Genomic DNA, 21031 nt, shown 5'->3' with positions numbered 1-21031 from the left:
CGTTCTCGTTCAGACGAAGGTTGTTTTCGCTTTGGAAGATAATTCTAGATTAAGATTTCTTTAATAGTAAAATATGAAATTAGTAAGGTCGATTTGCCTTGTTCTATTACCTTCAAAATGTTAAATTATAGAAGTAGGTTAAAGTAAAGGAGAACGAGATGTATTCCGAACAAGACCATTGGATTGAAGGTTTAAAGGCGATTTTATTAGCATTATTATTGGCGATTATTATTCGTACTTTTCTATTTGCTAGTTATGAAGTGAGTGGAGAATCAATGATGCCTACTGCCTATGATGGGGAACGTTTTATAGTGAATAAAGTAGGCTATGAATTTTTAAAGCCAAAACGATTCGATATGATTGTTTTTCATGCAAACGAAGAGGATGATTATATTAAGCGAGTGATCGGTTTACCTGGTGAGACGATTATGTATTTGGATGATGTTTTATATATTGATGGTTTGCCAATAGAAGAGCCATTTTTAAAGGACAGAAAAAAAGAATACGGTCCTTATTATACTCAAGACTTTTATTATCATGGTCTGATCCCTGAAAATCATGTCTTTGTTTTAGGTGATAATCGACCGAATAGTACAGACAGTCGTCGACTTGGTCCGATTAGTCAGGATGAAATCGTTGGAAAAGTCGATTTGCGTTTTTGGCCTATTACTGAAGTAGGAATTATGAAATGATAATTTGAATATGTGTGTCATAAACCCAATGTTGCTATACTAAATTGGGTTTTTTATGATTTTGGAAGTAGGAAACATGAAGGCAAATGGAGGATTTAGCGAATAATTGGCTTGTCCAATGACGATTTGTCAGAATTTATTGGCAACTAAACTTCTTGTTTGCATAGGATAGAGTAAGCCTTTTAAAAAGGTTACTTTTATCTAGCTATAACGAATTCGAGATAGTATATGCAGATGTTGGGAAATGTGTGAAAAAGAATGAATAACATCATGTGAATGATTGATTAGGCAGATTTTATATAGCAGTAAAAATAAATGGGAGGGAAACATATTGAAAAAAGGGAATAACCACAATTTTGTCGTGTCTCAGGAGAACTGGACCCTCCATCGTAAAGGCTATCAAGATCAACGTAGACACCAAGAGAAGGTTCAGGAAGCCATTCAGAAAAACTTACCAGACCTTGTTAGTGAAGAAAACATCGTTATGTCCAATGGAAAAGACGTCATTCGTATTCCTATTCGGTCACTAGATGAATATAAAATTCGCTATAATTATGATAAGAATAAACATGTTGGTCAAGGAAATGGTAAGAGCAAAGTCGGAGATGTTGTGGCACGGGATCCGAATGGTCAAGCGCAAAAAGGACCAGGGAAAGGTCAAGGTGCCGGTGATCAAGCAGGTGAGGATTATTTTGAAGCGGAAGTATCGATTATGGAATTACAAGAAATGTTATTTAAAGAGCTTGAGCTTCCAAATTTGCAAAAGAAAGAAGATGCCGATTTTGTAGTGGAAGACGTTGCCTTTCATGACATACGTAAAAAAGGGTTAATGGGCAACATTGATAAAAGAAGAACAATCCTTTCAGCAATTAAACGGAATTCATTAGAAGGACGACCAGGTATTGTACCTATTAATAATGATGATCTGCGTTTCAAAACTTGGACAGAAGTGACACGACCAGAATCAAAGGCCGTCGTACTTGCGATGATGGATACAAGTGGTTCGATGGGACGCTGGGAAAAGTATATGGCGAGAAGCTTTTTCTTCTGGATGACTCGTTTTCTACGTTCAAAATACGAAACAGTTGATATTGAATTTATCGCCCATCATACGGAAGCTAAAATTGTTACAGAGGAGGACTTTTTCTCAAAAGGAGAAAGCGGAGGAACGATTTGTTCGTCAGCTTACCGGAAAGCATTAGAAGTTATTGATGAGAAATACGATCCGAGTCGTTATAATATTTATCCTTTTCATTTTTCTGATGGTGATAATTTAACATCTGATAATGCCCGCTGTTTAAAGCTTGTGAATCAGCTGATGGACGTTTCCAGTATGTTTGGTTATGGAGAAGTCAATCAATATTCTCGTCACAGTACGCTAATGAGCTCTTATCGGAGTATCGACGACAAGCGTTTCCGTCATCATATTCTTAAGGAAAAAGGCGATGTGTATCATGCAATGAAGACGTTCTTTAAAAAAGAAGATCAAGGATCGTTTGTTTAATTAAAAGCGGAAGAACAGATCGATGAGAAACTGCTGCTTCTCATCGATTTTTTGCGTTATTAAGTTAGCCTAGTAGAGTGGAATACATTGTGATTAATAATGAAATTGGCGAGTTTGAGGGGATTAGGGTGCGAATTCCCAATAGTTTATATCCGCAATAACGATTAAAAGAGAGATGGTTGATTAGACCATCTCTACTATAATTAAGGGGGGCATTTTCATGATTAAGTATGTTAAAGCTGTTCCCAAACATAAGAGGAAGTTTCAGGATTTTCACCTAATGTCCACCATCTTGCTTGATAGACGTTTCCATTATAAATGACTTGACTTCCACCTGTATAAGCTGTCCCTGGATCCCAAGTTGGTAAATCTGGTAATTCAGGTTCTTCTGGATCTGGTTGTCCTGGGTCCGGATCGGGATCTGGCTCACCTGGATCAGGATCTGGGTTTGTTCCTCCACCAAAGTTCACGTCAATCACGTTATAGAAAGCGTTTGCAGTATCAGCTACATCCCATACACCTAAAATAACATGGTAGCCTGTGCGCTCAGGAATGGTTACATCATGACTTACTTTTTGGTTTGGACGGGCACCGCCATCATATACTTCATAAAATGGAACAAGCTCAAATTGGTCACGTGTTAATGGAAGGTTTGGGTTCCAATCTGGTTTAGTAATATAGTAATGCCATTTTGACGTTGAGTGCCTGGCCGTTAAATGCCAGTTAATCGTATTTCGACCAGAGTTCAGATCAACCTTTGCCCAACGATTAGGTGATTGTTGATCCAGTTGTGGAAATACGCCACCAGCAGAAGCAATTTCTCCATCTGCAACACTTTGACCTGGGAAGCCTTTAGGACCTTCTAAACTTTGTGGTTCCCATACAACTCCTCCACAATCTTGATTGGCTCCTTCCTGACATAACAATCCACGTGCCTTCGGTTCCTCAATGTAACCATGTGCTGAAGCCGCATCAGCACCAGCAAACGAAAACAAAGCAACTGCTGCGATGGCCATACCGGCAACCTTTGAACTTTTTCTTCTCAAAACTTTTAACATAAATACCTCCTACATAAATTAGTTCGATAGGTTATAACAATCTATCGTTATAATGATTGTATAGAAAATTATGAATATTTAAAATGGTTAATTTTCAGTAATTATTTGTTACCTAACAGATAACAACTGCTTAAATACCGACTTTGTCTCTAGTTGATTTGTAGTACCAATTAGTAAGGGTTCTGAGAAAAAGAAAAAAAAGATTGAATAAAGAACGTTTGTTCGCGTATAATATAATAAGAAAAGACAGACTGAGGTGATCATATGCAACGAATGTTCAAAAGAGCAATCAATGAATCACTGTTAGTTAGCATCATCTATATGAATCAAAATCAGCAGTTTAGCCAAAGAACTATTGCTGTCCATAAAATGAATGATACTCATTTAATCGGCTATTGTTTTTACCGTAAACAGAAGAGAATGTTTAAATTAAACAATATTTTGGCGGCAGAGCTTATTTTAAAACAGGCCGGCTCTAAACTAGAACAGATTAAATAGAAAAGTGGTCGGTTTTTAATAGAGTTGTTCATGTAAGTTTCATTTTGAGGGATTTGGGGAAGTAACCTTTTAGGTTGTTGCAATTAGGAGGAAGAGATGAAAAGCGATAAAAGAGTAGAGCTTTTGATTAAGCATTTTGAAAAAAAATATCAAAAGTCTCTCGGGAGAATAGAAAGAGAAATCGTTAAGTCTTATTTAATTAAAGAAAAAATTATTAAATAAAAAGGGATAAATGATTAACAAGTTTAAGTTTTACGAGCGTGCAATTATGACAAACGAGGGCCGTTATAGAGCCGAGTGAATGTTTCTTAACAGTCTAACGTGACAAATACTCTCTGTCGTGACTTTGTATCTTGACACTTATAAAAAAATTCAGCATACTTATTTGTCGGATAAAACGAACAGCTATGAGAGAGGATGTTAGGTTTGTTAAGAAAGTTTTTAATGGCGATGGTTTTTGTTGTATTTTTATCAGCCTGTTCGCTGGAGGAGATTGAGGCTTGGATATTTATCGAGGAAACTCCAAGTGCACCTATAGTAGAAGGGGAAGCGGTTGTCTCCTTTTTGGACGTAGGACAAGGAGATAGTACTTTAATACAAAGTGAAAAGACGACTATTTTGATGGATACTGGTAGACATGATTCTGATGTACTCTTTCATCAATTAGAGCATTTAGGAATTGAAAAAATTGACTTATTAATTTTAACGCACCCACATGCAGACCATATTGGCAATGCCGATCAGGTGATTTATCAATTTTCACCAGATGAAGTTTGGATTGATGGGAATGAAGCGACAACTAGAACATTTGAACGATTGTTAGATGCTTTAATTGAGACGGAAACACCGGTTGTTGAACCAAGGGCTGGAGAAGTTTATGAACAAGGAGACTTTTTAATTGAAATTCTTCATCCGTATGAACTAACTGGTCATTTAAATAATGATTCTATAAGTACTAGGATTACGTATGGAGAGGTTACTTTTTTATTAACTGGTGATGCTGAACAAAGAAGTGAAGAACGTATGCTGGAAAGTGACTTAAACTTAAAGTCGGATATTTATAAAGTAGGGCATCATGGTTCGTCTACTTCTAATTCCCGTCGCTTTGTCGAGGCTGTATCTCCAGAGGTCGCGATTTATTCAGCAGAATCGGATAATTCTTATGGTCACCCGCATTGGGAGGTTGTTGATTTATTTGATGAGCTAGGGATTGATTTATATGGAACAGCCGAACATGGAACGATCACTATTTATACAGATGGGGAAACGTTTGATCTATACTATGAATAGTTAGAACTTGAGATATTCTGTAAGGTTGAAGTGCCTTATGGAATATTTCTTTTATAAAAAAGGTCATATGAAAAGAGTGTATTCGAAAGGTAGGAAATGGTTTTGTTAAATAATGAGTTGTTAAGTGATCTAGATAAAATCGTTTTTTTCTTTTAGTCATACTGAGACAATATGAGTATTTTTAGTTATCTATATTCAAATAATTATATGGATTAGAATTTTATTATATATAAATGTAAATGAAAGCGCTTTATAATAGAGAGACAAAAGGGTTTTATTGTATTCTAGTTCATTAGTCATATAGGTTATGAACAATCGAATGACAATATATTAGATAAAATGGTCAATTTACTTTTAATGAATTTTAAACTAGATAGAGAGTGACTGTTTATTTAGGGAGGCTGCATACTATGATGGAAACGAAAAGGCGATATTCTTTTTCAACATCTGAATCATTTCTACCTTTGTTCATTGAAAGTATTGGATATAATCCGAATGAATGTGAGATGAATAGACCCAACGGATATCCATATTATCATTGGATTCAAACCGTTGATGGGGAAGGGAAAATTAGCTTTAATAATGAAGAAATGAACTTAACAAAAGGAAAAGGGGTTTTACTTTTTCCGCATACACCGCATAAGTATTATCCTAAAAGCAATAATTGGTCAACAATTTGTATGACCTTTGGTGGAAGTGCTGCAGACTCCATTTTAAATGCCTTGCAAATTAATCGAACGGCGGCTTATATGGAAACGGATGAAGGGTCATTCCAAGAAATTATTTTTCGAATGATTGAGGCGGTAGAAGAAGAGGAAACATTTTTACAGCTTGATTATTCAAAAGACTTGTATCATTTTTTAATTATGATTAAAAAGTTTGGTCAAATGAATAACCACCCTTCCTTATCGCAATCATATGAAAAAATAAAACCGGTTGTATCTTGGCTTGAACAAAAACTTGGTGAGGATATTCGCTTGCCTGATATGGCTCGCCATGCAAAGATGAGTTCTCAATATCTAAATTTGCTTTTTAGAGAATCATTCGGAATGAGCCCTTATTCATATTTAATTCAGTTAAGGATTCGTGAGTCAAAACGATTGCTCATCAGTGAGGAAGGCTATTCCTTGAAAGAGATAACAAAAAAAGTGGGCTTTAAAGATGTGAGTCATTTTGTCGCAACTTTTAGAAGGAAAGAAGGAATTACCCCGAAAAAATATCGGAATCTTCATAAAGTTTCGGCTGGTGTATAAAAAAACCTCAAGCTCTGTTAAGAGCTGAGGTTTTTTTTATGCTCTTTTTTAAACTTTGGAATGATAAAATATGTGCCTGCTCGCCAAAACCATTCAACAGGACCAATAATAAAGTACGTTAACCATAGTTTGCTAATGAATATTTGGACGATAAAAAATACGATCGCTATTAAGGTTCCAACAAAAAAGCCGAGTTGTCCAAATAACCCTACCCCATATCCATAAAACAAAGTAGTAAAGACGACAGATTGTAATAAGTAATTTGTGAGAGAAAGCCTGCCCACATATGTAAGTGGGGTTAATAACTTTTTCCCTTTTTCGGTAGAGGCAAGTAATACAATTGAAGTTGCATAAAAAATAGCCGTGAATGGTCCACCGATGTAGGTCATTAAGGCTTCAGAAAAATACGAAGTTGACAGAACATAGGGAAGTTTTGCTCCAAAACCGATAATGAGTGTAACGAACCAAATCTTCTTAAAAAATGATTTTTTTTCTTGTACTTGTAGTAGCCATTGCTTCCTAGCGACATATGCCCCAAGCAAGAACATACCGATAACAGTTAAGATAGTAGTAATTTCAAGAATTATATCACCGAATAACCCGAATCCTGTTATATCTGCCGTGAATCGAAATTGGAGAACATCTACATAGCTACCATTTTCTAATACTTCTTTTTCGGCGACGGAATATTCGTAAATAATGGCATCTTGATACTCAGAAGCAGCTGTATCATCAATATTCGCCCCAAGTACGCTTAGTCCCATAATTCCTAAGAAAATGAGGGCAGAAATAAGCAATCCTTTTCCTTTAAAGTATAGAAAGAAAAAGAAAACAAAGGAAGTTAAAGCATAAGTGAATAAAATATCGCCTTCCCAAATATAAGTGCGATGTAAAATTCCTAACACGAGTAAAAGCAAGGCTCGACGCCAATACATACCAGTAAAGTTAGTTCCTTTAAGCTCGGTTCTTTCCTGCAAAAGCACCATACCATAACCGAAAAGGAACGAAAATAACGTGTAAAAACTTGTTTTGACAAATAAATATAAAAATCCTTCTGTTAAACGGTCAATCGCACCAAGTGGATAAAATTGATGAATTTCAGGTTGGAGCAATAAACCATACTGGAAATTCATAATATTAACTAATAAAATGCCCAAAATCGCCAAACCTCTCATCATATCCAATTGAAAGATTCGACCGCCTTCAAGCGGTGAAAGTGGTGATGTTTTCATATACCCTCCATAAATGTTATTTTTACAAATTATTCAAATTTAACATACTCACATATCGTACTGGATTATGAATTGAAGCACAACCATTTTTTATGAAGATTCATGACGATAAAAATAATGTAGGGGGAATCAAGGCAGAATTTTTGTTTTGAGTTAGAATTTTCGGTAAAATAAAGCTTAGTTGAAATATAAAGGGGTTATAAGTGATGTCTCATAATGAATTTAATGAATTGATCCAAAGCCATCGTTCCATTCGGAAATTTACGAATGAGGAGGTTTCGGATGATGTGTTGGAAAATGTAATCGAATCGGCAAGAAGGGCTCCGACTTCACATAATGTTCAGGCTTATAGCCTTTTGGTTATTCGTGACCAAGAAAAAAAAGAAAACTTAGCTAAGCTATCCGGCAACCAAAAATATGTGGCAGAATGCCCTGTCTTTTTTGTCATTGTTGCTGATTATTATCGTTTAAAAAGAGTGAGTGAGTTACATAACGAGCCATTTGAAGTTGGAGAAATTGAGCAAGTGATGGTTGGAAGTGTGGATGCTGCTCTTGTTGCCGAAAACCTTTTATTAGCCAGTCGTGCTTACGGTCTTGGAGGAGTGATGATAGGTGGTATCCGTAATCAATCAGAGGAAGTAGCCAAAGTGCTCCAATTACCAGAGTATACATTTCCAGTCATGGGATTATGTATTGGTTACCCTGACCAATTGCCAGACCAAAAACCTAGATTGCCAAAAGAAGCGGTTGTTTTTTATGACCAATATGATTTAGAAAAAGTTGAAGAGGGTTTACGTACCTATGATACGATTACAGAGCAGTATTATCGTGAGCGGACAAATGGCCAGAAAACAGACCCGTGGTCAAAACAAATGGCCACTCATTTTGCGAAAGTGAATCGACCTCAAGTTGGCGAGTATTTAAAGAAACAAGGGTTTTTAAAAGGTTAAAGACAGCTTGACAAACAAGGGAAACCTCGTTAAGATTTTTCCAAGTATTTAAAATAAATGCCATGCTGGCCACGTCATACGATGGTAAAAGGGCGTCCCACATATTGAGAGATGTCTAAACCATGTGATGAATGATTCGGTTCTACATACTCACTAAAGACCTCATGTTTGAGACAGGGGTCTTTTTTGGCAAAGAGATATAGAAATTTATGAGGGAAAGGTTGAGTTTAAGTTATGAGAACATTTAGAAAGTCAGATGCACTTGAGCGGTTACCGAATCAGTTTTTTGCTAAACTTGTGAAAAAAGTAGTGGAGATTAAAAAGCATCATGATGATGTGATTAACCTTGGTCAAGGTAACCCAGATCAACCGACACCACAACATATTATTGAGGAGTTAAAAGTTGCTGCCGAAAATCCACTATATCATAAATATTCGCCATTTGACGGGTTCGCTTTTTTAAAGGAAGCGGTTGCTGATTACTATATGAGGGAGTACGGAATCGAAATAGATCCTTCTACAGAAGTGGCTATATTAAATGGAACTAAAACAGGCCTCGTTGAAATAAGCCAATGCTTTTTAAACGAGGGAGATATGGTACTTGTTCCTGATCCTGGTTACCCTGATTATTGGTCAGGTGTGGCTTTAGCTGGTGCTAAAATGAAGACAATTAAATTAAAAGAAGAGCTCGATTTTCACCCTGATTTTCAAGAGTTAAGTGAAGGAGATTGGGAAAAAGCAAAGTTGATGTTCTTAAACTATCCTAACAACCCAACTGGAGCAACCGCAACTGAAGAGTTATTTCAACAAGTAATAGAGCTTGCTGATGAGAATGATGTTTGTGTTGTCCATGATTTTGCATATGGGGCAATCGGCTATGATGGTCAAAAGCCATTAAGTTTTTTGCAAGTTCCTGGTGCTAAAGAAGTTGGGATCGAAATGATGACCTTGTCCAAAACGTATAATATGGCAGGTTGGAGAGTCGGTTTTGCGATTGGTAATCCAAGTGTGATTGAAGCAATTGAGTTGTTGCAGGATCATTATTATTGTAGTTTGTTTGGAGGTATTCAGCAGGCGGCAGCCCATGCATTGCTTTCTGATCAATCTTCGGTAGAAGAGCTTGTGACGATGTATGAGAATCGTCGAGATGTTCTAGTATCGAAGGCGAAGGAGATGGGATGGCAAGTGAAGGCCCCAAAAGGTTCATTTTTTGCCTGGTTTAAAGTTCCTGAAGGATTTACATCTGAGGAATTTGCTGATCTTCTGTTAGAGAAAGCTCATGTAGTCGTCGCTCCAGGTGTTGGTTTTGGGGAAGCAGGAGAGGGATATATTCGAATTGGCTTACTAACAGATGAAGCTACTTTAATTGAAGCAATGAATCGAATTGCTGAACTGAATGTTTTTCATACACAAAACGTATAATTAGATGACAAATTATGGCTGCAACTGTTTTTTTTAACCAAAGCGGAGCGAGCGAAATGCCCGGAGAATCCTACAGGACTAGTGAAATACGGGAGACCCTGCAGCAACTTGTCGTGAGGAGGCTCCAAAGGCAAAATAAGACCCCACACAGTTCATAAGCACGAATAGGCTCACTAGCCACTCGTGGAATGCGGGTCTATTTCCGGAGCGAATGTTATAGGTTAAACGACCATTAAGTTCGGATTTCTCATTAGTAAAAATTCTTTTGTCTCGGCCTCTTTGTGCAATAAAATTAAATTATAAGTGAGTCTATTTCAGAAAAGGTTAATGTTTGGTAAAGTTAAAAAGGGGGATGGATATGAATTCAATTCAAAATATTTATTGTATCGGTCGAAATTATGTTAATCATGCTAAGGAGCTTGGAAATGAAGTACCAACAGAGCCACTGCTTTTTTCTAAACCAACACATGCTCTCGCTTTAGCGAACGGTGAAAGTTATTTGTATCTATATGATGGAGAGGAAATTCACCATGAATTAGAGATTGTATTACATATTAATAAAGATGTAAAAAAAGGTGATAAAGTGGAGGATGTTGTTGATAAAATGGCTTTGGGGGTTGACTTAACTCTACGCCATTTACAAACAACTCTAAAGAAAAAAGGACATCCTTGGCTAAGAGCAAAAGGGTTTCCAAACTCAGCGATTATTACAGAATTTTGGTCGTTTAAAGGTGTGGACGATTGTCAAAAAAGAAGTTTTTCATTATTGAAAAATGGGAATATAGTTCAAGAGGGAACGATTAAAGATATGGTTTTTGATTTCCAAGCTATTATTGATGAATGTGCCGACACTTTTGGCCTCGGAAAAGGCGATATCATTTATACCGGTACACCTGAAGGAGTCGGACCGGTAGAGCATGATGATCACTTTGTTTTATTTTGGGATGAGAAAGAGGTAGGAGCTTTTAACGCTAAAAGAAGATGATTAAGAAGGAGCAGTGGATAAATGATCTATAATGAAATATTTGCACATCGTGGTTTTTCAAGTCGTTATCCAGAGAATACGATGAGTGCCTTTAAAGCCGCGGCAGATTTAGATATAGATGGACTTGAGTTAGATGTTCAGTTAACAAAAGATGATGTGCTAGTGATTATGCATGATTTAAAATTGGATCGTACAACAAATGGGAAAGGGTTTGTGCGTCAAACATCCTCTTTTGAGATTCAAACATTATCTGCAGGAGCTTGGTTTTCCGATAAATTTGAACAAGAGCGAGTGCCTACATTAGAAGAGTTTTTTAAGTGGGTAAAGCCGTTATCGTTAAAAATAAACATTGAATTAAAGGGGTTAGTAGAAGACCGTGAACAGTTAATTGAAAAAGTACTTACTTTGGTAAGAACTTATTCTTTAGAGGAGCGAGTTATTTTTTCGTCTTTTGATCATCGTGGGATGAAGATGTTAAAAAACAGGGCACCAGAAATAGAATCAGCAGTGATTGCGATGGCCGCTATTTTTGGACCAGAGCACTATGCAACGACGGTTGGTGTCGAAGGGTATCATTTTTATAATCCCACCTTACTTGAAGAAGAAGCGAAAAAACTTATCCGCTCGGAATTTTTAATCAGGCCTTTCACCGTCAATCGTGAAGAAGATTTAAAGAAGTTTATGAGCTGGGGAGTTGCAGGACTTTTTACAGATAAACCAGACTTAGCTGTTAAGGTGAGAGAATCTTTAAAAAAGGGAAAGTAATGAACGTGAATATAAGGAGAAGAAGAGGTAGGAACAAAACCACCTAAAAAAGAGTTGGATGACAAGATAACAGTCATCCAACTCTTTTTATTTGAAATTTCTTGCGATTGAGGTGCAAGCATTTTCGGAAGCTGTGAGTAGAACGCCATTTATCGCCAGACACTAAGGCTCTAATCAATAGAACGGAAGCTGGTGATTTTTACTAGAGTTCACAAAAAAACGGCTATCCCTTATAGGTCGCTTTCATGACCTTTTGGAACAACCGAGAGCTATTAAAGAACGATTTATTTACTTAGAGTGGGTGAATATCCCAAATCTCATTGGCATATTCGGATATGGTGCGGTCGCTAGAAAATTTCCCTGAATGAGCGATATTCGTTATGCTCTTTTTGAGCCAGCTTTTTTGGTTACGATATGTTTGTTCGACGTGTTGTTGGGCTTCGACATAACTATCGAAGTCTTTTAGAACAAAATACTCATCATTGTTATAAAGCAAAGAATAATAAATATTTTTAAATTCGACATCATCATAAGTGAAAAATTGATTGACGAGTTTATCCATGACGACCCGAAGACGTTGATCACTATTATAAATATCTCTTGCTCGGTAATGACCATTTTGTTGATATTCAAATACTTGTTCCGAAGTTAATCCAAAGGTGAAAATATTATTGGGCCCTACCATATCACGAATTTCAACATTCGCTCCATCAAGTGTACCAATGGTTAATGCACCGTTCATCATGAGCTTCATATTACCTGTACCAGAAGCTTCCTTACTTGCAGTCGATATTTGTTCGCTAATGTCAGCAGCAGGGATGATTTTTTCCGCGAGGGAAACATTGTAATTTTCTAAAAAAATCACTTTTAACTTATCTTTTACAATCGGGTCATTGTTGATTTTATCTGAAGTTGATGTAATTAGTTTAATAACCTGCTTCGCAAAATGATAACCAGGTGCCGCTTTAGCTCCAAAGATAAATGTGCGTGGCGTCATTTGGATATTCGGATTATCACGGCAAAGTTGATAAAGGTGAAGAATATGAAATAAGTTCAGGAGCTGTCTTTTATAGCCGTGAAGTCGTTTAATATGAACATCAAAAATGGATTGGGTATCAATTTTAATGTCATATTCAGAGTGGATAAACTCAGCTAAACGTTCTTTGTTTTTTAGTTTGACTTTTGCAATTTCCTCTTGAAAACTAGCGTCATCCGTATATTTAATGAGTTGAATCAGCTCTCGTGGTTCTTTAATCCAGTTTTTTCCGATTGAATCAGATAAAAGCTGAGCTAAATTGCGATTTACATTCATAAGCCAACGTCTGTGTGTAATTCCATTGGTTTTATTATTAAATCGTTCAGGAAAAATGGTGTGAAAGTTTTTCATTTCCCGATTTTTTAAGATATCAGTATGCAATTTGGCGACGCCATTGACAGAAAAACTTCCAGCGATCGCTAAGTGAGCCATATGAATTTGACCGTAAGAAATAATCGCCATTTCGGCAATTTTATCTCGGAGTTCAGGGTGATCGTAATAAATAGACTGACAAAAACGTTCATTGATTTCATTAATGATCATATAGATTCTCGGAAGTAAGGATTGAACCATATCGATTGGCCATTTTTCTAGTGCTTCGACTAAAGTTGTATGATTGGTATAGGCAACGGTTGAGGTAGTAATTTTCCAAGCATCATCCCAACCTAATTGCTCTTCGTCCATTAAGAGTCGCATTAATTCAGGGATGACTAGACTTGGGTGTGTATCATTAATTTGAATGGCCACTTTTTGTGGAAGGAGGAAGAAGTCATCATGTTTTCTTTTGAAACGACTTAAAATGCTTTGCAGGCCAGCGGATACAAGAAAGTACTGTTGTTTTAACCGCAGGAGGCGTCCTTCATAATACGAATCATCGGGATAGAGAAATTCTGAGATTTGCTCCACTGACCTTTTGTAATCTAAATAGTGATAATAATCATGTCCTTCTGAGGAGTGGAAATGAAAGGAGTTGGGCATCGATTCGGCACTCCATAAGCGGAGGGAATTCACCGTTTCATTTTCATAGCCGACGATAGGAACGTCATAAGGAATCGCTAATACTCTCTCAAAATTTTTGTGTTCAACATGGAGGTGGTTATCTTTTGACACTAATGCAACCTCTCCACCGAAGTGAACTTCCACTGATTTATCAGAACGTTTAGTTTCCCACATATAATCGTCCTTGAGCCAATAATCGGGTAGTTCTACTTGGTAGCCATTGACCATCTTTTGTTGGAAAAGACCATATTTATAACGAATCCCGACACCATGACCTGGTAGGTTTAATGAGGCAAGTGAATCAAGGAAACAAGCGGCCAGTCGCCCGAGTCCACCATTTCCTAGACCGGCATCATGCTCCTCAATAAAAACTTCGTCTGAGTTAAAACCAAGCTCTTTTAAACCTTCTTCACAAGTTGATAATAAACCGGCATTTAATAAGTTGCTTTCGATTAACCTTCCTAGGAGAAATTCCATCGAAAAATAGTACATTTGCTTCTCATCTTGTTCACTTTGTTGGTTTTGAGTCTTTTGCCATTTTCGTAGGATGATGTCTTTGAGCAATAAGCTTACCGTTTGATAGGCTTCTTTATTTGTAGCCTCAACAACGGTTTTTCCGAATGTGGTTGTTAGCTTATCGATGAAGCTTTGGACAAACTCTGTTTGGGTGATGTTCATTTGTAGACACTCCTCTCCTATCTCTAAGGGATAAATATAACTTTTTATACATTAACGCCGACTGCTCCCAATTAAAGGACGACTTATATACATTCGACAGGAGTTGGTTCCATAGCTCTTTATTTTTATAAAGATAAAGGCCACGTCGAATCGTATATAAAAAGTCACTAGCATTATAATTCGTGAAACTTAGTCCATTTCCTGCTCCTTCATATTCATTAAATGCGGTGATCGTGTCTTTTAATCCACCTGTTTCACGAACGATGGGAACAGTCTCATATTGAAGAGCGACCATTTGACTTAATCCACATGGCTCAAATAAGGAGGGCATTAATAAAAAGTCGGCACTAGCATAAACTTTGCGGGCAAAGCTTTCTGAAAAGCCAAGAACCGTTCGAACTTTACTTGGATAACGGCTTTGTAATTGTAAAAAGTTTTGTTCAAGTCGCTCTTCACCTGTACCAACAATAATGAGCTGAACATTTTCCGTTTGAAGGAGTTCATCTGCTATCTCCAACAGCAAGTCAGGCCCTTTACTTTGAACAAGTCTTGATACGACAGCTAAAACAGCAATGTCTTTGGATAAAGGTAAATGTAATTCATCTTGGAGGCTTAGCTTATTTTCACTTTTTCGATCTGGATCTTGATAAAAAGGAACAGAAATATTCGGATCAAGTAGTGGATCGTAATTATTTGTATCGACACCGTTTAGAATTCCACACAATTTATTTTTATTTTGAAAGAGGATCTGATGCAAACCTTCTCCCCCTAGCTCTGTTGTGATTTCTTCAGCATAACTCGGGCTGACGGTTGTAATAAAATCGGCATGGAAAATGGCAGCTTTTACGAAGTTGATACAGTCTTCATGAAGTAAACCAGGTAAATGTTCGTCTGAAAAGTGAAGGAGCTCATTAAAAATGCTTTCTGGAAAAATTCCTTGATATTGAAGATTATGAATTGTAAATACGGTCTGGATATCAGCTTGTTTTGTTTTTAAGTAAGCAGGCAATAAGGCAGTTTGCCAATCGTGGCAGTGGAGAAAATCCACCTTTAAATGAAGCTCTTCTAAAAGAGCGAGTATGGCATGGGTGAAAAAAACAAAACGCTCTCCATCATCAGGATAGCCATAGAGCTGTTCTCTTTTAAAATAATATTCATTATCAATAAAATAGTAGGTGATCGATTGCTGCTGTAGGGTAAAAACTCCACAATATTGTTTTCGCCATTTCACATAAACAGGAAAGCTGGCCACAAAGGTTAATTGCTCTTCAAATTCAGCTTGAAGAATGGAGGCTTTCGGTAAAATGACTGAAACATGAGCGTGTTCATCTTGTAATTGTGGAGGGAGAGAGCCAATGACATCTGCTAGTCCACCAGTTTTAAAAAAAGGGTAACATTCGCTTGCCGCAAAAACGATATTCATAATACATCCTCCTATATTCAGCCATTGATAAACATATTCTATAAATGAAAGGAAATTCCTCTGCAAAGAGAATCCGCTAACGAGCTAGTTAGCGGATTTTTTAATATTATTAATTAAATTACTTGGCTTTTTGCAATTAGATAAGGTGCTTCTATTGTGCCTTTTCGTCTTTGGTAAGGGGTCACTTGAATGTTCTTATCTAAAATAACATGACTTAATTGACTAGAGTGTTGAATCGTACAACGCTGCATAATAATTGAATTTTCAACAATCGCCCCTTTTTGTACATGGACGCCAGAAAAAAGAATGCTATTTTTAACCGTACCTTCGACAATACAACCATTGGCGATTAAGGAATGACTGACTTTGGCTCCTTTTTTATATTGAGTTGGAGGCTCATCTTTTATTTTGGAAAAAATCGGATTCGCCTGTAAAAATAACTTTTGATAATTAATATCTTGCAGTAATTCCATACTATATTTGTAGTAGCTTTCAACTGAATCTATGACGGCGTGATAACCATCATAAGCATAGCTATGAATCGCTAAATGATCGAGGTGAGCGAACACGCCATCTAATAACAAATCAGATTTATGATTAGAGATACAATAGTCAACCAATTCTAGTAGCACCTTTTTTGAGATGATGTACATATTCATAAATAGATGAGGGTTTTGTTGATCATTTATTAAGGCTTGAACAGCCCCTTTTTTATTGAATTGCAGCTTTAACTTATTTTGATTATGAGCACTTGTTTTATAGTCAGGATGATAAATAAGGGTGACATCTGCATTTGTTTGAAGGTGTTGCTCAAATACAGCTTGATAATCAATCGTACATAGGTGAGTGCTCCCGGAAATTAACACGTAATCAGCCTGGCTTCTCATAAAAAAATCTCGATTATTATGAAAATGTTGTAGGTCACCTAAAGAACGATCAGTGGGATCATTCCAATCTGGAGGTAGGATAAAAAAGCCACCGTTTTTCCTATTTAAATCCCAAGGCTGACCTGTACCAAGATGGTCCATTAGAGAACGATATTTTTTCCTAGCAAACAAAGCAACTTCATGCACTTGTGCCGTTACCATATTGGATAATACAAAATCAATCAGCCGATAACGTGAAGCGAAAGGTGTGGCTGCAACACAACGAAAATATGTTAACTCTTTTAATAAATCATTTTCATGGTCTAATTGAATAACACCGAGCATTTTTTTCATTATATCTTCCTTTCAACCATTGCTAACTAGTCTTTGGGCGAGTATTTGATGCAACGATTCTTGATTTAAAACAAGTACTTGATTGGTAGGGGAAGTAAGTTGAACATTATCTGGAATCGTTGTATTTTCAGTTATAATTACTTTTGATAATTTGACATTTTGACCGATCGATACATTGGGCATAATGACAGACTTTTCAATCAAACTTTCGGATTCAATGCTCACTTCATTAAAAATAATTGAATTTTTGACCGTACCGGCAATTCGGCACCCTTCATCAATGATTGATTTTGAAACTTTAGCATTTTTTGATAAATAATGTGGTGGTTTATGATGAGTCACCGAATAGATTTTCCAATTTGGGTCATTTAAATTAAATTTCGGAGCACGCCCAACGAGATCCATATTCGCTTGCCAATAACTTTCAATTGTTCCGACATCACGCCAATAACCTGTAAATGGATAAGCGAGTAGGCGTTGATTGTCAGCTAGCATTTTCGGAATAATATCTTTACCAAAATCATGACTTGATTGTTTACGTTTTGCATCGTCCAGTAAATATTTTTTTAAAAGTGGCCATTTAAAGACATACACTCCCATCGAGGCAAGTGTACTAGTAGGTTGCTCAGGTTTTTCTTTAAATCCGGTAATTTCATTTGAAGCGTTCGTTTCCATAATGCCAAAGCGGCTTGCTTCTTCTAAGGGTACATCAATGACTGAAATCGTCGCATCGGCCCTTGTTTCCTTATGGGAATCAATGAGTTTGCTGTAATCCATTTTATAAATATGATCTCCTGAAAGAATTAGAACATGTTCAGGATTATGTTGCTCAATAAAAGGGATATTTTGCAAGATGGCATTTGCTGTACCTTGATACCATGAACCACCTTTTTTCTCTATATATGGAGGTAGGCTTCTCAGTCCACCATCACGTCGGTCTAAATCCCAGGGGGAGCCAATCCCTAAATGGGCATTTAACGCTAAAGGTTCATATTGAGTAAGTACGCCAACCGTATCAATTCCAGAATTGCTGCAATTACTCAATGCGAAGTCAATGATTCGATATTTACCCCCAAAATGCACAGCTGGTTTGGCCATTTTTTTTGTTAAATCTCCTAACCTTTTTCCTTCGCCCCCAGCTAATAACATAGCAATGCAGTTTTTTTGATTTTTTAACACGAACAAACCTCCCTCATTTATTTATCAAGAAAAAATCATTGGTTTTTATTGTTGAAATTATATTCTTTGAAGTGTATGAAATAGAAAACGTTTACTATTCCAATAAAATTAAAGAAGTTGTTAACAAAAAGTGAACATCTTAGAGAAAGATAATAGGCTAAAAGACTTGATTTATTTTCAAAAGAGTTATTTTATTCTATAAAAAACATGGTATAGTAATGATAAGTAGTAAAAAAGTTTTATTATTCCGGCCGAATTTGTAAAACAAAAGGACTAATTTTGTATTTTTGCTTTTGGTAGAACACGGACTAGAGGCGATTACTCTTTAAGTGAAAGAATAAATTCGTTGAATTAAGTCAAAGGGGAGGAATACGATTGAATACAAATCATGTAAATGCCATTTGCCAGGCAACTCAGTTTATACTTACAAGTCATTTTGGTTTGGTCGTAAATGCATTAGCTCCTACAGCTGGCAAAGGGCATCTCGTATCAGAAGATATTTCGGTGATTTTGGGAGTGAAAGGACAATTAAAAGGGCAAATTATCTGTACATTTTCATCTCAAACAGCACAAAAAATTATCGGTGTTATGATGGGCGGTATGCAAATTGATAAAATCGATGAAATGGGCTGGAGTGCAGTACAGGAGTTTGGCAATTGGGTAGCTGGAACAACGGCAACTGAGTTGTCCAAGGAAGGTTGCGTAATTGATGTCACCCCACCGATCGTTAATGAAGGAGAATCCAATTACCATTCGATTAACCCTTTTATTTCAATCCCTTTAGATTCAGCGATTGGAAAAATTGGTGTTCATATTAGTGTACAAGAAGTTGTAGAAACATATTAAAAAACTACCTCAAAAAGTGATTCGACTTTTTGAGGTAGTTTTTTTGTGTGGGGCCACTGAAAAAGTTTCATTCATTCCTTTAACTGGGAAGAAACTCAAACAATTAGATGATTCATTAAATGCTTCATTAAGGCTTCAGCTGTATTTTCTTTAACCAAAACGAAGCCAGCGGAATACCCGGAGGCTCCCGATTCACCCGCGGAACGCGTAGGGTATGGAGCTGGCGGAGTATAGCTAACTAATATAACCATATATTTTACGAGTACCGACTTTCACAGCTGTTCTTATTTTTCCTCACTCCTAACCGACGTCCTCCACTTTTTTGTATTCAAATTTGTGAAAAAAGGGTACACTTTTGTTGGAGAAGTTGTTAGTGAAGGAGTGGGAATGATGACATCAGAAATTGATGTTTCGAAGTTTGAGAAAAAGATGATGATTCGTCAAATTGAAGAGAAGGACTTTAAAGAAATTATTAATATGCAAAAGGTTTGTTTTCCGAAAATGGAGCCTTGGGAAATCAGCCATTTAAAGAGTCATATCGAGGTTTTTCCAGAAGGACAAATTTGTGTAGAGTATGATGGAGAGATTATCGGTTCATCGTCGAGTTTAATTATTAACTTTGATGAATACGATGACCAACATACTTGGGATGAAATTACCGATAATGGCTATATTACGAATCATGAGCCAGAGGGTTTTAATTTATATGGAATTGAAGTAATGGTTCACCCTGAATATCGTCGAATGAAAATAGGTCGCCGGTTATATGAAGCGAGAAAAAATTTAGCTCGCAAATTAAATTTAAAAAGTATTATTATTGGGGGAAGAATTCCTAATTATTATAAACATTCAAAAGAGATGACACCTCGAGAATATGTGGAAGAAGTGACGATGCACAATATTTATGATCCCGTGCTTACGTTCCAAGTAATGAATGGATTTACGTTAAAACGGATTAATCGTAATTATTTAGATGATGATAAGGCATCATTAAAATATGCAACGTTAATGGAATGGAATAATATTGATTATCAGCCAATGACACCAAAACGTTCATTTAAAACATCATTCCCTGTACGGATTACGAGCATTCAATATGAGATGAAAAAAATTACTTCATTTGATGATTTTGCCGTGCAGTGTGAATACTATACAGATGTTGCGGCAAGTTATAGCTCAGATTTTGTTGTTTTTCCAGAAATTTTTACCTTGCAGTTGTTATCTTTTTTACCAGAAAAGAGTCCGAGTTTAGCGATTCGTCGTTTAACGGAATTCACGGAAGACTACATTGAAATTTTCACCAATTTAGCAGTTAAATATAATGTGAATATTATTGGTGGTTCTCACTTTGTTGAGGAAGAAGGTAAAATTTTTAATATTGCTTACTTATTTAGACGTAATGGTACGATTGAAAAGCAGTATAAGCTTCATATTACGCCAAATGAACGTAAATTCTGGGGAATTACAGGTGGGGATGAAGTTAAAGTCTTTGATACGGATTGTGGAAAAATTGCGATTCAAATTTGTTATGATATTGAGTTCCCTGAGCTCGCAAGGATTGCGGTTGATAAAGGAGCAAATATTATTTTTACTCCATTCTGTACAGATGATCGACAAGGATATTTAAGGGTTCGTTATTGTTCTCAAGCTCGTGCGATCGAGAATCAAGTATATACGGTACTTTCAGGAACAGTTGGAAATTTACCCGATGTCGAAAATATGGACATTCAATATGCTCAGTCTGGTATTTTTAGTCCATCTGATTTTACTTTTGCCCGTGACGGTGTCGTCGGTGAATGTAATCCTAATATTGAGACAGTCGTGGTTGGGGATGTCGATTTAGAAATTTTACGACGTCATCGTCGAGCGGGAAGTGTGAATCAACTCCGTGATCGTCGCCGTGATATTTATGAAATCACATACAAACAAGAGTAGATGATTGTAAATGAAGTTGCTTTCCTAGAAGGAGGGCAGCTTTTTTCGTTTACGTAAAAGGAAGTT

18 protein-coding genes are annotated in these 21031 nt (G+C 36.6%); 12 read left to right on the top strand and 6 right to left on the bottom strand.

Annotated features, from left to right (window positions below):
* The first annotated feature begins 158 nt into the window (after positions 1-158).
* Together lepB and yhbH are read left to right on the top strand one after the other, a co-directional pair.
* Positions 159-692: a signal peptidase I gene (gene lepB / locus AA0017_RS12190; protein WP_413374689.1), complete on the top strand. Its 534-nt coding sequence runs from the start codon at positions 159-161 to the stop codon at positions 690-692.
* Between the two features lie 331 nt (positions 693-1023).
* The gene (yhbH, locus tag AA0017_RS12185) at positions 1024-2196 is read left to right on the top strand and encodes a sporulation protein YhbH (RefSeq protein ID WP_413374687.1); all 1173 of its coding nucleotides are present in this window, start codon (positions 1024-1026) and stop codon (positions 2194-2196) included.
* A 233-nt stretch (positions 2197-2429) separates the two neighbouring features.
* Here yhbH and AA0017_RS12180 read toward each other — a convergent pair whose 3' ends face one another.
* Positions 2430-3254 (bottom strand): lytic polysaccharide monooxygenase, encoded by an 825-nt coding sequence (locus AA0017_RS12180; RefSeq protein ID WP_413374685.1) that lies wholly within the window; start codon positions 3252-3254, stop codon positions 2430-2432.
* A 264-nt stretch (positions 3255-3518) separates the two neighbouring features.
* On the opposite strand from AA0017_RS12180, the gene AA0017_RS12175 reads away from it, so the two are divergent.
* The 4 genes from AA0017_RS12175 to AA0017_RS12160 all read left to right on the top strand — a co-directional run bounded on the left by AA0017_RS12175 (position 3519) and on the right by AA0017_RS12160 (position 6295).
* The gene (locus tag AA0017_RS12175) at positions 3519-3752 is read left to right on the top strand and encodes a hypothetical protein (protein ID WP_413374683.1); all 234 of its coding nucleotides are present in this window, start codon (positions 3519-3521) and stop codon (positions 3750-3752) included.
* Between the two features lie 96 nt (positions 3753-3848).
* Positions 3849-3974, top strand: coding sequence for a hypothetical protein (locus AA0017_RS12170; RefSeq protein WP_413374681.1), 126 nt, complete (start codon positions 3849-3851; stop codon positions 3972-3974).
* A gap of 204 nt (positions 3975-4178) precedes the next feature.
* On the top strand, positions 4179-5042 hold the full coding sequence (locus tag AA0017_RS12165) for a ComEC/Rec2 family competence protein (protein ID WP_413374679.1): 864 nt from the start codon (positions 4179-4181) through the stop codon (positions 5040-5042).
* 410 nt (positions 5043-5452) lie between these two features.
* Entirely contained in the window at positions 5453-6295 is an 843-nt protein-coding gene (locus tag AA0017_RS12160) for an AraC family transcriptional regulator (RefSeq protein ID WP_413374677.1), read from the top strand.
* Between the two features lie 17 nt (positions 6296-6312).
* Here AA0017_RS12160 and AA0017_RS12155 read toward each other — a convergent pair whose 3' ends face one another.
* Positions 6313-7527 (bottom strand): DUF418 domain-containing protein, encoded by a 1215-nt coding sequence (locus AA0017_RS12155; RefSeq protein ID WP_413374675.1) that lies wholly within the window; start codon positions 7525-7527, stop codon positions 6313-6315.
* Between the two features lie 206 nt (positions 7528-7733).
* Between AA0017_RS12155 and nfsA the strand changes: the two genes are divergently transcribed.
* From nfsA to AA0017_RS12135, 4 genes are all read left to right on the top strand, one after another.
* Positions 7734-8477: an oxygen-insensitive NADPH nitroreductase gene (gene nfsA / locus AA0017_RS12150; protein WP_413374673.1), complete on the top strand. Its 744-nt coding sequence runs from the start codon at positions 7734-7736 to the stop codon at positions 8475-8477.
* Positions 8478-8711: 234 nt separating this feature from the next.
* Positions 8712-9899: a pyridoxal phosphate-dependent aminotransferase gene (locus AA0017_RS12145; protein ID WP_413374671.1), complete on the top strand. Its 1188-nt coding sequence runs from the start codon at positions 8712-8714 to the stop codon at positions 9897-9899.
* A gap of 358 nt (positions 9900-10257) precedes the next feature.
* Positions 10258-10884 (top strand): fumarylacetoacetate hydrolase family protein, encoded by a 627-nt coding sequence (locus tag AA0017_RS12140; protein ID WP_413374670.1) that lies wholly within the window; start codon positions 10258-10260, stop codon positions 10882-10884.
* A 21-nt stretch (positions 10885-10905) separates the two neighbouring features.
* Positions 10906-11649 carry a glycerophosphodiester phosphodiesterase gene (locus tag AA0017_RS12135; protein ID WP_413374668.1) on the top strand — a complete coding sequence of 248 codons (744 nt, stop codon included), beginning with the start codon at positions 10906-10908 and terminating at the stop codon, positions 11647-11649.
* A gap of 292 nt (positions 11650-11941) precedes the next feature.
* Here AA0017_RS12135 and AA0017_RS12130 read toward each other — a convergent pair whose 3' ends face one another.
* The 4 genes from AA0017_RS12130 to AA0017_RS12115 form a co-directional block, all read right to left on the bottom strand.
* Complete coding sequence (locus AA0017_RS12130; protein ID WP_413374666.1) at positions 11942-14362, bottom strand: glycogen/starch/alpha-glucan phosphorylase; 2421 nt, start codon at positions 14360-14362, stop codon at positions 11942-11944.
* Positions 14319-15785, bottom strand: coding sequence for a glycogen synthase (locus tag AA0017_RS12125; RefSeq protein ID WP_413374664.1), 1467 nt, complete (start codon positions 15783-15785; stop codon positions 14319-14321). The genes AA0017_RS12130 and AA0017_RS12125 overlap by 44 nt, the downstream gene beginning before the upstream one ends.
* 113 nt (positions 15786-15898) lie before the next feature.
* On the bottom strand, positions 15899-17005 hold the full coding sequence (gene glgD / locus AA0017_RS12120; protein WP_413374662.1) for a glucose-1-phosphate adenylyltransferase subunit GlgD: 1107 nt from the start codon (positions 17003-17005) through the stop codon (positions 15899-15901).
* A 12-nt stretch (positions 17006-17017) separates the two neighbouring features.
* A complete protein-coding gene (locus AA0017_RS12115; RefSeq protein ID WP_413374660.1) occupies positions 17018-18184 on the bottom strand; it encodes a glucose-1-phosphate adenylyltransferase in 1167 nt (388 codons plus the stop codon).
* A gap of 375 nt (positions 18185-18559) precedes the next feature.
* On the opposite strand from AA0017_RS12115, the gene AA0017_RS12110 reads away from it, so the two are divergent.
* Complete coding sequence (locus AA0017_RS12110; RefSeq protein WP_413374658.1) at positions 18560-19030, top strand: chemotaxis protein CheX; 471 nt, start codon at positions 18560-18562, stop codon at positions 19028-19030.
* A gap of 390 nt (positions 19031-19420) precedes the next feature.
* A complete protein-coding gene (locus AA0017_RS12105; RefSeq protein WP_413374656.1) occupies positions 19421-20965 on the top strand; it encodes a GNAT family N-acetyltransferase in 1545 nt (514 codons plus the stop codon).
* Positions 20966-21031 lie beyond the last annotated feature (66 nt).

Source organism: Alkalihalobacillus phoenicis, assembly GCF_047302405.1.
Taxonomy (GTDB): Bacteria; Bacillota; Bacilli; order Bacillales; family Bacillaceae_D; genus Alkalihalobacillus.
Note: the sequence above shows the minus strand (reverse complement) of the source record. Positions and strands in the feature narration are given on the sequence as shown.

Bases quoted from the DNA above. Each gene is read 5' to 3' on its own strand.
- lepB (WP_413374689.1), top strand. From the start codon at position 159: ATGTATTCCGAACAAGACCATTGGATTGAAGGTTTAAAGGCGATTTTA.
- AA0017_RS12180 (WP_413374685.1), bottom strand. From the start codon at position 3,254: ATGTTAAAAGTTTTGAGAAGAAAAAGTTCAAAGGTTGCCGGTATGGCC.
- AA0017_RS12175 (WP_413374683.1), top strand. From the start codon at position 3,519: ATGCAACGAATGTTCAAAAGAGCAATCAATGAATCACTGTTAGTTAGC.
- AA0017_RS12170 (WP_413374681.1), top strand. From the start codon at position 3,849: ATGAAAAGCGATAAAAGAGTAGAGCTTTTGATTAAGCATTTTGAAAAA.
- AA0017_RS12160 (WP_413374677.1), top strand. From the start codon at position 5,453: ATGATGGAAACGAAAAGGCGATATTCTTTTTCAACATCTGAATCATTT.
- AA0017_RS12155 (WP_413374675.1), bottom strand. From the start codon at position 7,527: ATGAAAACATCACCACTTTCACCGCTTGAAGGCGGTCGAATCTTTCAA.
- nfsA (WP_413374673.1), top strand. From the start codon at position 7,734: ATGTCTCATAATGAATTTAATGAATTGATCCAAAGCCATCGTTCCATT.
- AA0017_RS12145 (WP_413374671.1), top strand. From the start codon at position 8,712: ATGAGAACATTTAGAAAGTCAGATGCACTTGAGCGGTTACCGAATCAG.
- AA0017_RS12140 (WP_413374670.1), top strand. From the start codon at position 10,258: ATGAATTCAATTCAAAATATTTATTGTATCGGTCGAAATTATGTTAAT.
- AA0017_RS12135 (WP_413374668.1), top strand. From the start codon at position 10,906: ATGATCTATAATGAAATATTTGCACATCGTGGTTTTTCAAGTCGTTAT.
- AA0017_RS12130 (WP_413374666.1), bottom strand. From the start codon at position 14,362: ATGAACATCACCCAAACAGAGTTTGTCCAAAGCTTCATCGATAAGCTA.
- AA0017_RS12125 (WP_413374664.1), bottom strand. From the start codon at position 15,785: ATGAATATCGTTTTTGCGGCAAGCGAATGTTACCCTTTTTTTAAAACT.
- glgD (WP_413374662.1), bottom strand. From the start codon at position 17,005: ATGAAAAAAATGCTCGGTGTTATTCAATTAGACCATGAAAATGATTTA.
- AA0017_RS12105 (WP_413374656.1), top strand. From the start codon at position 19,421: ATGACATCAGAAATTGATGTTTCGAAGTTTGAGAAAAAGATGATGATT.